This window comes from Granulicatella adiacens ATCC 49175 (genome assembly GCF_025150565.1).
Lineage (GTDB): Bacteria > Bacillota > Bacilli > Lactobacillales > Aerococcaceae > Granulicatella > Granulicatella adiacens.
This window is the reverse complement of the sequence record NZ_CP102283.1, coordinates 53,703-69,330: the sequence shown is the minus strand read 5'-3', so window position 1 is coordinate 69,330 and position 15,628 is coordinate 53,703. Positions and strand designations below refer to the sequence as shown.

17 protein-coding genes are annotated in these 15,628 nt (G+C 35.2%); all 17 read right to left on the bottom strand.

Annotated elements, in window-relative coordinates; genetic code table 11:
- Window positions 1-8 precede the first annotated feature (8 nt).
- The 17 genes from NQ540_RS00385 to NQ540_RS00305 all read right to left on the bottom strand — a co-directional run bounded on the left by NQ540_RS00385 (window position 9) and on the right by NQ540_RS00305 (window position 15,567).
- Window positions 9-2,048 (bottom strand): DUF859 family phage minor structural protein, encoded by a 2,040-nt coding sequence (locus NQ540_RS00385; protein ID WP_005608074.1) that lies wholly within the window; start codon window positions 2,046-2,048, stop codon window positions 9-11.
- Complete coding sequence (locus NQ540_RS00380) at window positions 2,041-4,122, bottom strand: phage tail spike protein (RefSeq protein WP_039849309.1); 2,082 nt, start codon at window positions 4,120-4,122, stop codon at window positions 2,041-2,043. Before NQ540_RS00380 ends, NQ540_RS00385 begins: the two co-directional genes overlap by 8 nt.
- On the bottom strand, window positions 4,119-4,874 hold the full coding sequence (locus tag NQ540_RS00375) for a phage distal tail protein (RefSeq protein ID WP_005608076.1): 756 nt from the start codon (window positions 4,872-4,874) through the stop codon (window positions 4,119-4,121). The genes NQ540_RS00380 and NQ540_RS00375 overlap by 4 nt, the downstream gene beginning before the upstream one ends.
- Complete coding sequence (locus NQ540_RS00370; RefSeq protein WP_005608077.1) at window positions 4,871-7,762, bottom strand: phage tail tape measure protein; 2,892 nt, start codon at window positions 7,760-7,762, stop codon at window positions 4,871-4,873. The genes NQ540_RS00375 and NQ540_RS00370 overlap by 4 nt, the downstream gene beginning before the upstream one ends.
- Window positions 7,763-7,983: 221 nt before the next feature.
- A complete protein-coding gene (locus NQ540_RS00365; protein WP_005608078.1) occupies window positions 7,984-8,376 on the bottom strand; it encodes a hypothetical protein in 393 nt (130 codons plus the stop codon).
- 12 nt (window positions 8,377-8,388) lie between these two features.
- On the bottom strand, window positions 8,389-8,982 hold the full coding sequence (locus NQ540_RS00360) for a major tail protein (protein WP_005608079.1): 594 nt from the start codon (window positions 8,980-8,982) through the stop codon (window positions 8,389-8,391).
- Window positions 8,983-8,996: 14 nt separating this feature from the next.
- The gene (locus NQ540_RS00355; RefSeq protein ID WP_259912550.1) at window positions 8,997-9,272 is read right to left on the bottom strand and encodes a hypothetical protein; all 276 of its coding nucleotides are present in this window, start codon (window positions 9,270-9,272) and stop codon (window positions 8,997-8,999) included.
- A 45-nt stretch (window positions 9,273-9,317) separates the two neighbouring features.
- Entirely contained in the window at window positions 9,318-9,671 is a 354-nt protein-coding gene (locus NQ540_RS00350; RefSeq protein ID WP_050755111.1) for an HK97 gp10 family phage protein, read from the bottom strand.
- On the bottom strand, window positions 9,661-9,978 hold the full coding sequence (locus NQ540_RS00345; protein WP_005608082.1) for a phage head closure protein: 318 nt from the start codon (window positions 9,976-9,978) through the stop codon (window positions 9,661-9,663). Before NQ540_RS00345 ends, NQ540_RS00350 begins: the two co-directional genes overlap by 11 nt.
- On the bottom strand, window positions 9,968-10,318 hold the full coding sequence (locus NQ540_RS00340; RefSeq protein ID WP_211204711.1) for a hypothetical protein: 351 nt from the start codon (window positions 10,316-10,318) through the stop codon (window positions 9,968-9,970). The genes NQ540_RS00345 and NQ540_RS00340 overlap by 11 nt, the downstream gene beginning before the upstream one ends.
- Window positions 10,218-10,514 (bottom strand): hypothetical protein, encoded by a 297-nt coding sequence (locus NQ540_RS00335; protein WP_050755112.1) that lies wholly within the window; start codon window positions 10,512-10,514, stop codon window positions 10,218-10,220. Before NQ540_RS00335 ends, NQ540_RS00340 begins: the two co-directional genes overlap by 101 nt.
- Window positions 10,515-10,526: 12 nt before the next feature.
- A complete protein-coding gene (locus NQ540_RS00330) occupies window positions 10,527-11,381 on the bottom strand; it encodes a phage major capsid protein (protein WP_327050066.1) in 855 nt (284 codons plus the stop codon).
- Window positions 11,357-11,692 carry a hypothetical protein gene (locus NQ540_RS00325; protein WP_005608086.1) on the bottom strand — a complete coding sequence of 112 codons (336 nt, stop codon included), beginning with the start codon at window positions 11,690-11,692 and terminating at the stop codon, window positions 11,357-11,359. The genes NQ540_RS00330 and NQ540_RS00325 overlap by 25 nt, the downstream gene beginning before the upstream one ends.
- A complete protein-coding gene (locus tag NQ540_RS00320; RefSeq protein WP_050755115.1) occupies window positions 11,682-12,257 on the bottom strand; it encodes an HK97 family phage prohead protease in 576 nt (191 codons plus the stop codon). The genes NQ540_RS00325 and NQ540_RS00320 overlap by 11 nt, the downstream gene beginning before the upstream one ends.
- Window positions 12,250-13,449, bottom strand: coding sequence for a phage portal protein (locus NQ540_RS00315; protein WP_005608094.1), 1,200 nt, complete (start codon window positions 13,447-13,449; stop codon window positions 12,250-12,252). The genes NQ540_RS00320 and NQ540_RS00315 overlap by 8 nt, the downstream gene beginning before the upstream one ends.
- A gap of 1 nt (window position 13,450) precedes the next feature.
- Window positions 13,451-15,202, bottom strand: coding sequence for a terminase large subunit (locus NQ540_RS00310; protein ID WP_005608097.1), 1,752 nt, complete (start codon window positions 15,200-15,202; stop codon window positions 13,451-13,453).
- Window positions 15,199-15,567: a P27 family phage terminase small subunit gene (locus NQ540_RS00305; protein WP_005608099.1), complete on the bottom strand. Its 369-nt coding sequence runs from the start codon at window positions 15,565-15,567 to the stop codon at window positions 15,199-15,201. Before NQ540_RS00305 ends, NQ540_RS00310 begins: the two co-directional genes overlap by 4 nt.
- Window positions 15,568-15,628 lie beyond the last annotated feature (61 nt).

The window sequence follows — 15,628 nt, the reverse complement described above, 5'->3', positions numbered from 1 at the left end:
ATTCCTCCTTAAATTTCAAATGAAATGTTATCTAAACATACCCAACCGTTGTTAACGGATTGAGAATTATACACCATTCCATAGGGTGTTACACCACCGTAGAAGAGTGAGCCGTTTCCATGAATCCCAGTGAAATACACTTTTTTATTAGGCCTGAATCCTTCGGGTAAATAAAATAACGCTCCTGAACCACCAGAACCGCCTTTGCAACTCCCTCTGATACAAACTTTACCATTTGCATCTTTTTTAAATTCTACTGCTCTATCTTCTCCGTCGTAATGTTGCCAGCCTCTCTGCAATTCTGCTTTTTTCCATCCAGTATCCAAGCTTGAAGTTATAACACTAGTCCAATTAGCCCATCTATTAGACTCACATCTACGAATGTACAATTGGTCTGAATTGAATGGAACATAGAATTGTACACAATAGCTTGAATCATTACTGTGCGTAATGACACACACGTAACCATAATTGTTAGTATTAGTAGGATTGTGTTGCACGCCAAAAGCATGATATCCTCCAGCTGTTCTTAAATTGTTTAAATCGCCATTATATTTTAAGGACTTGCCATCTCTGGATGTCACTACGAATTCCTGAATAGGTTTACCTCGAGACATTATGCCTTCTTCAACATTTAAAGTACTGTGAAACGCAACTGGAAGAAAAGACTCAAAGTGCCCTTCCAGTTCTGGGAATCCACCTACTGCTGCACGATTGTCACCCCATGCCCACAACACTTTTGAAGAGCGTACTACCAACACTGAATCTACTAAATCGCTTAATTTATCTTGAATAACCAATCTCACATTATATGATTTTGAGAGCTCATAGAATGCACCGCAATCAATTTGTCGGTTTATTTTCTCTGTGTTTTCATTTGTGAAATTTACGGCATCAATCCATCGATTATCCTTCTTAGATGAGTACTGGATTTTAAGCGTATATGGATTTCTATTAATTCCATCAATCACTAATGGACTGACGTTTGCAATGACATTAGCCATTATTCTTTTATTAGTTCCATTTCCCGTTCTGTTAGCTAAAAAAGCTATAATTCGTGGTGAGTAATAATCCAGAATTTTAACAGTGGTCGATTTAGTAGCTGTACGTCCTCTTGAATCTGTTACTTTTGCAGTGACGCTTAATGTTCCTGCCTTATTTGCTGGGAAGTCACCAGCATTTGAACGTACTACTAAATTATCAACAGAAATTTCTGTTGATACGATCTTTGAATCATATACTCCAGAAGCTCCTTCTGCAGTCACTCGTATAATCGATTTATCTTTAATGTAATTCCCAGAAGGAACAGATTCGGCAATTTTTGCATTTCTTTCCACAATGTTTATTGTGTTTAAAGTTGGAACGATTGATGTTGGAACTTTAATACTCAATCCTCTTTTGTATTCATCGTTTCCAATTTGAGTACTGTCGTTAAATGTACGAACACATACCTCAAGCGTTCCAGTATCACTGTTTGTAATACGACTTGCATATTCTAACGGAACTGTAAATTGAACATTTGTATCATGCCCTTTACCTAAATCAACCCATTCGCTGTCGTTAACTTTCCACCAAACTTGATGTTTGAAGTTGTTAACCTTTTTATTGATGTTCAGAGTAATTTGTTGGCCAAGTTCAGTTACATTTACTGAATCGATGGAACTTGCTCGAGGGATGTTAGTTAATGTTACTGTTCCGCTAAACCAGTCAATGTCTCCTTGGTCAGCAACATTAAGAATTCTTGCCCAGATAGTGATACTCTTGCTGCCATCTTCATTATGTGGAATGGTTAAACTACCGCTTCCGAGAAGAACCCTGTTAGAATTTCTCAAATCAAAGCTGACATATTTACTTAAGACTCTCTGGTCATTAATTTCTACTTCTGCTAGACTTTCGTTATTTAAGTCATATACCCAAGTACTGCCTCGTTCCAACCACAATTCCCATTTAGTAGGAGAATCGTTGTTTTCGATGCTGTAGCTGGTTTCATTTACTTCTAATGCTAGTTTGGCGTAACCGCTACTTGTATATTTTTCAATTCTAGCCATTTACAGCACCTCCAACGTAAGAAATAGTAGTGAATTCATTATTGAATTTTTCAAAAATATGATTAGCAATAGTAACGGAATTCCAGAATGTGGCACTGACAATGTTCATCTGTTGGCCAGAGACATAGGCAACGACACGACCAGAGTCGATAAATTCCATACGTTCATTATTGATACGTATTTGTAACTTCTCGCCATTCTTACCAATCAACATGCCGTCTTCAGATATGCTGAAATAAGTTGCAATTGCGTTAAGAATAACTTGAGATTGCTCTATATTTAATTCGACAGCTTTAGTCCTTTGTCCAAGTCCTTTAATCTCTGCAGCAGTCTCTAATATACGCTTATAAGATTCTTCCATATTTCCAAAACGGCCTGTTAAATCTCTAAGAGTATCTTCAGTAACAGAGGTCTTGTTGATGATTTCCATTATTTTTGTATACTGATTGGCATGTTCTCTGTTACGCTCTTCAAATTGTTTTTGAAGACGCTCCAACTCTTTATCATCTTTATCAAGAACTGGCTTCCATTCTCCGTTAGAATAAATTTTAGGAACTTCTTTTTCCGGAATACTCGTATCTGTCCATAAATCTCCAGCGCTAGGATTTGCTGGAGGCGTTGAACCAATGGATTTGTTTACTATAAAATCTTTAATAACAATCGAATTTCTAGCAATAACATTGCTAGCTTCTAGCGCTTCACATATAAACGTAGCCTCTCTATCAACATCACTTGATGTGATTGTTAGTTCTCTTGCGGCAGTTTCGTGTAACTTATTCCATTCTGTATCATTAGTTCCATATTTACTTTCTCTAATCCATCTAAAATTAAAACGAATAGTCATATCCGTACCAAGTTTAGAAACAGTTGAAATTAATTTAGTCTGGATGTTCCCATTTTGGAATACAACCCCTGAAGTGGATTTTAATTCTAAAACAAAAGGTACAGCAGTAGAATCAAAGACTCTCTCCTGTACCAATTGACTTAGTCTCTTTAATTTTTCGTTAACGAACACCTCATTGCTCTCTATATTTGAAATCGTTACTGTGCCAACAGTTTTGTTTGACAATGAACGTTTGATGGATGTAATTCTAGCAGATAATGCTATTGCTGGTTTAAATTCGCTGTCTGTAATTTCTGCTCGTTGACCGATTTTTACGTCTAATCCAATTTCAGATAAAGCAACTTCATACTTCACTTCTGGATAAGCCCGTTTCTTTAATTGTCTTAATCCCTCTTGAAATAATAATTCTTTTGACTTGGCAGTACTCTCATAAATATCTACAATATAGCCTCCATCTCGTGCAACATCCGCATGTCGACTCCATCGAGCGCCTTCCTGTAGATCATGTATAGTATCTCCACCAACCCAGTATCTACCATCGTTGTAACTGATTCCTTCAATTGTTAATCCGTCAGGCCCATGCACTCGAAGTGCAGTCGCTAATTTGTCAATACTTGCTGTTTTTTCTATGTTTGAGACGTTAGTTCCATATTCTAATCGGATAACTTTTTCCGCGTTATAATTTTTATAAAAATTAATTAGCTTTCTGTGCGGTTTGTCATGCAACATCTCAACGCTGTATACAATTTCTGCATCGAAATGTTTAGCTAAAGCTCTTAGACGTTTAGTAGCTGTATCGAATTGCTCGAATTTCAATTTTCTAACAGTAGAAGAAGATATCTCATTGATTCCAATTTCCCAACCTGCGTCTAATGTAAATTTGGATACATAGTATTCTAAATTATAAGATTTATCCGCCTCGTACGGCCATACAGATTCGCCTAACAAATCAAGCCCTGCATCCTCGGCTGTAATAATTTTGGTGTTATGATCTTCTTTTGTATTAGTGACTTCAAAACATCGTGTTAAATCTCCATCTGATACAAATAAATAACAACCAAGATCAACGTTCTTCACGGATTCGTGATTTTTATTTACTTTGAATTCGTAAATACCAATTCCGGTATCTAAATCTTGTTCAAACATGTCATCGTATGCGATTAACTCTCCAATCGAGCCGAAGTGTAGTTGGCAAAGTTTATTGTACTTTCTGTCAGTTACTGTAATCATTGCCATGCCTCCCTGAATTTCGCTTCAATTTGAATATTTGTATTCGGCTCTGTTAAAATGCCAATCTCTGTCTGACCTACATTTAATTCAAACCACGAACTACTTATGTTTACATATTTAATTGTTCCGTTAATTGTTAATTGTTTTTTTCTAAAATCGAACACTACTACATCGTTTGGGCTAATGACTACTTCTCCTGTTTCATGGCCAAATTGAACGTACTTTCCACTTGGATGAATAAAACTAATCATCTTATAATTATCCCCTGATGTAAAACTAAAAAGAGGCGCTGTTGGTAGCACCCCTTGATTGTCAAATGTATAAACAAGCTGACCTGTATTTGTTCCTCTAGTAGCAGTCTTCTCAATTTTAGACAATCCTTCGAATGAGAATGTTACTTGTAATTGAACGACGTATATATTTTCGTGTTTAGTAATCGAAGTAACATTGAATTTATATGCAGTATATACACGATTCAATGATGTGTCCGGTTCAAAATCAACATTTTCTTGCATAATCCATCTGTTGAAATGGTCTAAATCTGTCTGTTTAGTCGTATGGATATGAATTTCAAACGTCTTCACTTGCTCTTTTCGTTCATAACTTTTCTTAAAATATGAACTTCCATTTTCACGTCGCTGGATTGAATTATTGCTTTCAGAGAAGAATAGGCGTTCATATTCTGCCACTATTACTCGAATTGGTAAGTCCGTATTTTTAACGTGATTAATACTCATTTCAAATCCAATCACAGAATCACTCCTCTCGCTCTCTCAGCATGTCTTTCTTTCATTTTCATTTTTCTGATAATCTCTTCAGCTAATTTTGTAGCTAACTGAAGTACATCTTCATCATTTCTCACAATTAATTCATGTGGATAGATATTTACATTCACTCCACCGTTACTATCTAAATGTGCAGCAATACCTTTTCCGATTCCTGAAAGTGTATGATCATTCAATGGAAGAATAGCTTCTTTCCCTGCTTCTCCGCCTACCATTAGATTATTTCCGTTTTGGCCAAAGATTGTAGGTTTGGTCATAATCCCACCTTTTGCGTACCATTCAATGCCAATACTAGGTAACCCTCCACTCAACCAATCCAATGGGTTTGGTGAGCCACTAATACTGAAATGTGGCAATGGGATGTGCGGCCAACTAATCTGGAAGTTGAATAATCCTTTGATAGCTTCAATAGCACTACTTACTGCATTGTATGCTCCATTAATTGCACCGGATATAGCTCCTGTAATTCCATTCCATATGCTTTCTGTTGTAGATAAGATTCCATTCCATACACTTGAAATAGCTGAAGCAATTCCATCCATTAATGAACTGATAGTTGATGAAATGGTTCCTAGAACAGTAGATACAATGTTTGATAATGTATCCCATGCTCCTGACCAATCACCAGTCAAGACTTGTAAGACAGCTTGAATGATTCCTAGAATCACATCGAGTGCTCCTTGAATCACAGTAGTAATTACATTCCAAACGGTTTGGATGTAAATTGAAATTCCATCAAATATTCCTTGGATAAATGGAGCTAAAAATGATAGTACTGTCTGAATAACTGTTGAAATAGTATTCCATACAGTTTCTACAACTTGTTGAATACGTTCATGATTTGTTTCCCACCAAGATACTAATGTTCCAAAAATATTTTGAATAAATAAAGAAACAGCACCTACTACAGTTTCGATTACTGATTGAATAGCATTCCATACAGATTCTACTGTAGAACCTAATCCAGGGAAGATTCCTTCTAACCATTCCAGAATAGAACCAAAATTGGTTACTACTGCTGTGACTATGGCAATTGCTGCAGCAACTCCACCAATAATAGCAACCAGTGGCAACATTGAAGTTCCAAACGTTGTAATTGCTATAGCTATCGCAACCAATATAGGAGATAATAAAGCAGCTATTGCAAGTACTCCTCCTAATACAACTATAAATTGTTTAATAGGAGCGGATAAATTTTGAAACCATTCTGCTACTTGTTTTAGTACTGAAATTAATGCATCCATGATTGGAGCAACTGCTTCGGCTATTGCAGCACCAATTTCAGATAAGGCCAATTGCACTGCGTTAATTTTTTGTTGCTGTTTGTCAATCGGATCTAATGTGGCTTCAAATGTTTTTGCTACTGTTCCACTAGCTTCTTTTGCAGTTCCGGATAGTTTTTCGAGCGAAAAAGCGCCACGTTTAATGGCATCTACCATTCGTGTAGCACCCTTAGTTCCAAATACATTAGAAGCTTCAGTTAGTGCCTGAGTCGCACTAGAAGCATTCTTGATTTTATCGATAGTTTCTTGTAAACCTTGAGATAGTGTTTTGCCTTCTTTAGCATAAGCCACTGCAGCTTTACTCATACTCGATAGAGCTGCTCCAGAATCTACACCCGCCTTCTCTAGTGAACCAATCAATGTTGCTGCCTCATCGAAAGACAAACCTAATTCTTTTATTTGAGGAGCTCCTGAAACCATCTTAGAAAATAATTCATCTACGGACACACCTGTTGCTTGAGCAACATAAGTGACTGTATCTAATGTGCTTGATAAATCAGAAGCAGATAGCCCGTATGCTTCTATTGTTTTCTTAGCGTTAATGGTACTTGCAGTAATATCAGAATCGTTAATTTCAGCAAATTGAATAATGCTTCTTGAAGCTTCTTTTAAGGCATCGTCAGTAAGTCCGAATTGTGTATTGACTTCACCTATAGCCGAACCTACTTTTTCAAATGAGTCTACTGGCAAATCTACAGCCAACTGATCATAGATTTTTTTGAATCCTTCTAGCGCTTCGTCTGTGGTTGCTCCCGTTTTAGTAATAATGATATCGAACCCTGAATCAACATTTCTATACGCTTTTTGTGTTTTTCCAGCAAAGTCAATCATTGATTGTCCTGCTTGAGATGCTACTTGAGCTGCTTGCTGTAAGTTTCCTTGTGATAGAAGTTTATTTGTTTTTTCAGCAGAAGATTTAGATGCTTCTCCAACTTCTGTTAGTTCTTTTTTTACATTCTGGATACTTCCACCATCGTCCAACTTATCCAAAGCTTCTCTTAAAGCATTTATATCAGCTTTACCATTAGAAGCCTCTTTGGCCATCAATTCTAAAGCACGTTCCATGTCTTTACTCGATGCTTTACCGTTCTTGATAGAATCAGTTAGTTTATCTCCTAAAACGTGTCTGTAGGCTTCTATGTCTTTACCTGTGGCAGAAAAGAATCTTGATAATCTTTCTGTAGACTTTCCAAGATTATCTTGTTCTTTGTTCAGGTTTGTTAGTTGTGTTTTATAGTGTGTTAAGGTGCTTTCTGTGGTTTCTAATTCACGTTTGAATGCACGATAATTTTCTTCACCAATCTTACCTGCTTTAAATTGTGCTTCGACCTCTGCTTGAGCATTTTTTAAAGTGGTAAGTTTTTCTTTTGTATTTTCAATTTGTTTGGAAAGTAATGTTTGCTTTTGAGTAATTAATTCAACACTGGCAGGATTAAACTTCAAAGCTTTGTCCACTTGTCTCATTTCAGTTGCTGTGCTTTTAGCAGCAGCATTTGCTTTTTTAAGAGCTTGTTCTAGCGGTTGCACATTACCTTGCAATTCAATCGTAATACCTTTAATGTTTCCTGCCATTTTCTCACTCCTTTCTTCAAATTAAAAAGGCTACTGATATTCAGTAGCCTAAAAGTTATCCATATCACTTTGAGTTGCTCTTCTGGAAGTGCTTTGTTCAGATTTATGTTGAGAATGTAATTCAACGTAATCTGTCTGAAAGTCTAAAGCGCCCCCTACTGTTAAGTGTTTTAACTCTTCAATAGATAAACCACTTTCTTTACAGCATAATAAAAAGGACTCTACCGTGAATGCTTCTTCACTCGCTTCTTCACTTGTGTCGGTTTTTTTTTAGTAACTAATGAAACTTCTAGTAGTTTCCCGACATTTTGCATAATGTCTTTAAGTTCTAAATACGAGTTCACACGATAAAAATCTAAATAATCTGGAACTGATGGATCAGCAGTAACAGCAAAAATCCAGAATAAACGATAAAACAATTCTGAATCAAATGCTTCTAGACTGTCTGTATCTAAATCTTCTAAAGAAAAAGATTTTCGTCCGTTAAAAACCTTTGCTACAAGTAGCAATTCTTTAAAGAAGTCTTTATTGAATTGTTTTTTATATAACAAAGTTGTGAAAGCATTGCTTTCTAAAGTGATTTGTTTACCTTTAATTGAAATGGTTTGTTTCATATAAATCTCCTTTTACATTGTAGCTTTAACTTCATCAAAGAATTTGTTATACATTTCTTTTGTAGTTCTCTTAGATGTTTTATATTTAACAACCTTATCGTTTGGACGTGGACTAGCAATAAAGTTTAGTTCTACTTTATTAAAGTTGTTTCCATCTTTTGTAGCTGAACCTACAGTTGGTCGTTTAACAACTACTTGAGTTAAACAGTGTCGTACAGCACGTTTATCACCTTCGATTTGGAACATAAGTGTAATAGGATTGCCTTGTGAAGTACTTCTTTCAGCAATTAGTTCATCAACTTGTTCTTCTCCAACTGCATACTGAAGGAATTCTTCTGATACGTTATAAAACACTAATTTGCCTGTGTATCCATCGTTTGAATATGATACGTAATAATCAATATTATCTGCTTTTAATTTGATGTCTGTACTTTGTGGATCTAATTGTAACTCAACCGACCCTGGCATTTTTTCAGGCTTAGAATATTGAATTTCATCTCCAGCTTGAACAGTTGGTTTACTCCAGTGTACGTTTTCTAAACCGAACGTTACTTTATTTTCTACTTGCGGTGTTTGTGTTGGTGTTTGTGTTTGTTCTGCACCCATTTATTAATCTCTCCTTATAATGATATTTGATATGCTAGCATATACATTCTTTCATCTTTTAAATAAGTTTCTTGGAATGTATACGTTAACTTGTTTGTGTCGAATAATTCTTTTAATTTTTCTTCTAAAGATAAATCTTTAAACTTTGAATAAACTTCAATGATCACATCTTTAGTCACAAAAATTGTGAAGTTATCTGCATTTAAATGCTGTTCTGATGGATTGTAGTAAATAATATATGGCAGGTTAGGTTCTTGGCCTTCTTGGAACATATAATACTGTACTGGCACTCCTAAACTTTTTAGCTTTTTATATAGTTCCTGTAATGTAATCATTTAATTACCTAACCTCCTTCTTATATTTTCTTCAAATTCCTTTATGATTTCTTCTTCAATAGGTTTAATGTGTGTTATTGCTGGAACTCGTCCGCCATCTTTTTTTGCGTGTCCAAATTCAAGAATATGAGCTATTCTATATTCTTCTTTTTGATAAATAGTACGTTTCCCTTTTTTATCTTTTTTAGTATTCCAGTCGCTAGCGTAATCTCCTGTTTTTTTCGGTGAATTACTTTTTAGTTTTGAAACAGTTTTTTCAGCTAGTTCATCAACTGATTCATCTATTTCTTTTGCGACATCTTCACTAAAATTAGTAAGTGCTTTAGCAATTTCTGATTCAAGATCATAACTCAAAATTATCACCTATCAATTCTTCACACTGTAATTCTATAAAATCATCTTTTTCTGATTTAAAGGCTCTTCGTATTACGTACTTCACGTCATCGCATTCAAGGAATGATTCTTTTTCATATTCGAACCATCGTATTAAAACTACAAATACAGGCTTATATCCAAATTGAGCGCCATAAAATAACATACTGTTAGTTACGCTTTTTTCAGTTGCTAAAACTTTCCTCTTAGATAAACGGATGATTGGTTGTCCCAAATCATCCGTTCCATTAATTGCTTTCTTGATTAAAGTTATTTCTTTATTCCACATTATCTTTTCCTCTCAAATTTTCCAACAAGAGATTGTTTAATCGATATTGTAAGTGCTTTGGCATAATAATATTGTTGTCTCTATTGTCATATCTAAACGCTGCATAATCGACTATAAAATCAATGTGGTGATAGCTTTCTGGATTTAATGTGATTCCTTTTTGGTTACAAAGTTCATCAATTACTGATTTGAGTAAATGTTTTAAATACTCATCTCTAAATTTCCCACTAATTCCTAGTTTAGCCTTCAGTATCTCCAGTAACGGTGTCGTCTCCAGTTGAATCAGCTGTTTCTTCAGTTCCTCCTTCGTCTTCTGTTCCTGGTGTTTCTGTTGCTCCATTTTCTTCATCTCCTTCTTCAACTAGTTTGATGAATAGAAAGCCCGCTCGATTATCTGATGTTGACAACTCTCTTAATCTTGTTTTAGTAACTCCTGAAGTAGGGAAAATATCTCCTACATTATAAATACGACCGTTCGGAAATTCTTCCGAACAGTCATTCATATCAGCAAAACTTCTAATTACTACATATTTCATACTTTAATCCTCCTATACTGCATCTGTATAAGTAACAAATGCCCCTGCTTCTTCATTTGTTTTAGTTAAACCAAAACGAGAGAATAAACCTAGTTTTTCTCCATAAATTTCATTAGGTGTCCATTTAACTGTAGTTTGTTCACGGTCAAATAAAGCGACAAATTCGTATACATCTCCAATGAATGCTTTCATGTCGTTTTCTGCTCCTAATAAATCGTCGGGTACAGTATAAATAATTTTATTTTTAAATTTATATCCAGTAGGAGATGTAGGGTCTGGTTGTAACATATAGCGTCCTTCTTTGTCTTTCACTTTATCTAAAGCACTAAACATAGAATCTGTAGCTACAATAGAAACATCGTAAACAGATGGAATTTTCTTATTAATTACATCTTTAAGGCCGTCAAATCCTGAAGCGTTAACAGCAGTTGCGCTCTTCAAAATAGATGCAATTTCAAAGTTTTTAGTATTAACTTCTTGGTTAACAGCATCTTCTTCCACTAATCCCATGATGTTGTAATTAGCGTCATCAATCATTTCTTTAGATACTGATAATTCTCCACGATAAGTATCTACCGTCCAATTAACTTTATTAATTGGAGTTTTTGCTAAATCTGGATTTTTTTCTAACTCTGAGGTTTTTTTCATTTTGTTTTTTGATTTGCTGATAACAGCGTATTCCCCAGAACCAGTAGTTACAGGAACGACACGTACTAATTTGCTTAAATCTACACTTCGAACTTTTGTTTTTTGAGGTTCTAGTACTTCTTTCGGAATCAGAGCTCCACCATCTACGGTTGTTAATCCTTCTCGTTTTTGTCCTTTGCTTCGAATGTACTCATTCAACAATTCTCTAGTTTCTGCAATCTCATTAGTTTGTTTGTTGCGATTTTTTTCATACTTAACTCTTTCCCTTCGATTGTTCTTAATTCTTCATTCAACTCTTCAATTTCGATTTCTAACGCTTCTTTTTCAGAACTTCTTTGATCTAATTCTTTTTGAACTTCTTCTACTTGTGATTCAAGCACTACTAAATCTTCTTCTGTTTCAGAAGCTTCGATAGCAGATAATAGTTCTGCAGAACGTGCGTTGATTCCTTCCAACACTTTATTAATGTCATCCATTTTTTTATTTCTCATTGAAATTTTTGCTTTAATAACTAAACCTTTATTTTTCATTTTTTAATTTCTCCTTTAAAATATTTTTTCGAATATTTAATGCTTCCTTTTTGTAGTCTTCATAATTCTTCTGTCTAGCTGCGATTTCTGTTTGAGGGTAAGCCGGGAATGTACACGGACTTACTTCAATCAGTTCCATTTCTGTAACTTTCTTTAAGATAGTTCCGTCAGTACGCTCGATAATTTCATATCCGTTTTCCCAAAAACCAAAACTACATCCGTCGATGTCTTTTCGTTGGACTCTTGCATGAGCGCCAACAGCATCAGGATCTGAACTATTAATTTCAATAACACCAAATAGTCCAATGTTGTCTGACTTTAATTGAAGAGTTTTGTTTCCAGTTCTTCCTAAACACAAATTTGAATCGTGATTGAATAAAGCTCTAACATCAGGTTTGTTCCCTAATGCTTTATCTACTGCATTTTTTTCAATCAATTCAAAGAAGCCTGGCCACAATTCTGTTTCTACTCCATATTTAATAAAGTAGCCCTCGAGGATAAGTCTTCCATCTTCTTCACTACGTGCATTAAAATTGGTAGTAAGATAACTTTCTCTTTTATTCATCATCATTCTCACCACCCTTCAATTTTTTTTGATTTCCTAAATCTTTTTGTGGAAGATAGTTTTCCAGTACGATAATTTCATTCATGTCTTCATCAGGAGGCATTCCTATCCAATCTCGCAACTCATTTCTTCTTAAAGCTGCAATTTGTACCATTTGAGTTCCGGCACTAACCAATTCAGTAATGTTATATGAGTAAAGCGATCTAGGATTTAAACGGAAATATTTATTTTCACTTGTGATTAAATCTCTAGTGAGTGTTTGAGAAATGATTAAAGAAATTGACATAATTCTTGTGTTGATAAAGTTGTTGTATTCTTCTTTGTCAAACTTATCTACGCCCAAGAAAAAAGCTGGTACTCCAATGAGTCCAGCTATTGTTTTCTTATCAATTTCTACTGATTCGTTGATTGCTATATCTTTAAGTGTTAGTGGCTTTACTTGTTCTACTTTTATCATTTCTGCTGGAATTATCCACGGGTCACCAGCTTGTGCGCTACTTAAATAACTATTTTTTATTGCTGTTTTTCCTTTTTCTGTGGTTAACTCTTCAGTATCTCCATTCACACTAACTACAAGACTAGGAATATTTTTATTTCTCATAAAGCTTTTTTTCGTTTTTGAAGCCTGCGTTAGATTATCTGCTATATCTCTTAACGTGATTCTATATCCTGTACCGATATGAGGTCGGCTTGGGTTAGGGTTCATTGCAAAATGTATTACTTCATCAGGCGTTAGAGTCACACTGCCATATTCAATTTGATATCCATCATCATTTGGATTATCAACAAATCTTACACTTCTCATATTCAGTGGCATTAATTCCCCAATTAATTCTGTATCTTGGATTGTTCCAACGTGTACTACAGAATTTCCGTCTCCATCAAGCAACAAATCTTTTACAATTTTATAAATCCAATTTTTTCTAGTCATATAACGATATGGTTCTATATCGATTTTTCTTGCTAGTTTATTCTTTATCCGTACGTCTCCATTTCCCGTATTCTCCATCAATTGGATTGTCATATTCGATACCAAATCAGCAATTTTATCGACTGCTATCAACACATCTGGATGCTTATTCAATGGAATATACGAATTATCAAAGAATAGTAAATCCTCCATTTGGGTAGGTGTTACATATCGTATTTCAGTCTTCTTTTCTCTTTTCTTTAAAAAGTTTAAGAATCCCATTTTATTCTCCTTTCAGCCCAAAAAAGCTTTTAGCTTTTTCAGAATTGTTATTGTCCTTTTCTTCTAGCATTTGAACAGTTGCGAACACAGTTGCATCAAAAATATCAATACGCTGTGTTCCACCATCTCCATCCGCTTTTTCGTATTGGATCATATCATCCGTTTTTTCAATTGCTCGAACATTCCCTACACAGTATTCAAATGCTTCACTATGTGCATAGTAGAATTCTTTGTTTTTAACTTTCATTTCAATCCTTCTAAAGCCTTCTGACTTTTTCCAGAAAAACTGTGGTTGGTCTTTCATTTTGAATTTATTCTTTTTCATTTTCATAACAAATTCACGTCCGAATTTTCTATCAAATCCAACACTTCGAATATTGAAACCTAACTGTCTCATTTTGATGAACCACTTTACAATGTCATCGTATAAAACTGTTTTTGTATTACTCATCGTAAGCCAGCCGTCATCTTTCCATCCGAACAATGGAATTCCATCATCTTCTGCTTTCTCTTTAGCAGCAACGATAGGAAAGAATGCATGAGTTACTGCTATATCTATTTTCTTTCCATCGTGTTCGTACTCTCCAACCAGCGCTGCAGCAGTTAAGTCGTGCATTTTAGAAAGATCAGCACCGCCATACCACTTAATCGGCAATTTAGCAAGCTCGTCAATTGTCCAATTGAACTGCTCGTCACTTGCGATGAACTCATCCACATTGAAGTAAGTATTCATCGAGTTGGTAAACACGTTCAATGTTGTATTGAAAAATTCCATCCGCGTTTGTGGATCATTAAGCGCCATCTCGGCTTCAGCTCTTAACTCTTCAATAGTCACTGTCACACCGCATGAAGGATTAGCCATCCTTAATGTCTTATCTGAAATGTAATCAATCGGCATTCCGTCTTTATCTTCATTCGCTTTACAAATAAAAATAAATAGTTCGTCGTTCTCAATACTCTGTTCAAGAACTTTCTTACAGTACTTCAAGCGATTAGCTAAGAATCCATTTGGAATATCTCCTGCTGTGCTGATGATAAATAACAGCTTATTTCGATACGCACTTAATGTCTTCTTCATCTTTCCGTACTTCTTAGAGCTACGCATAGTGTGTGCCTCATCTAAGATGATGAAGTTTCCATTCAATGCATCTAATCGAGATTCATCGTTTGCTAGCGCTTGTACAAAGAAAGAGCCTTCCTTACCAAACTCGCCAGTAATGGAATGCTCTGAATTATTATCTTTAATACTGATATGTTTATCATGCCAACGATCTACATTAAATCGCATAAATCCAAATGCTTCTAGCGATTGTCTAATTCCAGCTGCTACGATGTAGCACTTAGACGAACTCTTACGTTCCATTAGTGATCTACATAGAGCAAGCGAAGCAGTGAAAGCTGTCTTCCCTTGTTTACGTGGAATAAATACTAGAGATTCTTTAAACCTAGTTTCTATAGTTCCAGTTTTATAAAATCCTAGAAGATTAACCACAATGAACATTTGCCATTCTTGAAGTTTCATTGGAGTATTACGAAGACTTACTGCACTAACGTCTTCTCCTTGATAATGAACTATCACATTTTCAATGAAGTTAACAGCTACGTTAATATCATCCTCGTTTAGATAGAACTTTGGATTTTCTAAATCTCTAAAAAACCGTTTAGCTTCAAGTATCTTTTCTTCACACGAATCGATTTTTCCATCAATTACATCGTTCGCATAGTTGATAGCTCTCTGAACGTATGGATTCATCGCTTACCACCAAGTTTGTTCATAATATCGATGATAGACGAATCTGAATCTTGAGCGATGATTTCTCCTAGCGATTTAGGATTAAGCATGAGCCTATCTGAGTAAGTTAAAATATCGCGTCTCAGAGTTTCCATAACATTTACTAGAGGAATCTTTCTGTAGTTTTCCGCGCCAGCTTTATTCACGTAAATTTCTGCTACTTCGTAATCCCGTTCAGCGTGTTCTTTTTCATACTTTGTATACTGGAATAACAAGCCGGCATAAATACTAATTAAGTCCGCATACTCTTTGCGATAAGTTCCTAAACTTTTCATTTTCTTTTCTGTTGCTTTTTCAATTGTTTTCTTTGTAATTGGTCTCGCCAAAACTCGTCCTCCTTCCTATAAGCCTTGAGATTTTTACCCCTTTTCTATAAAATGCCCCGCG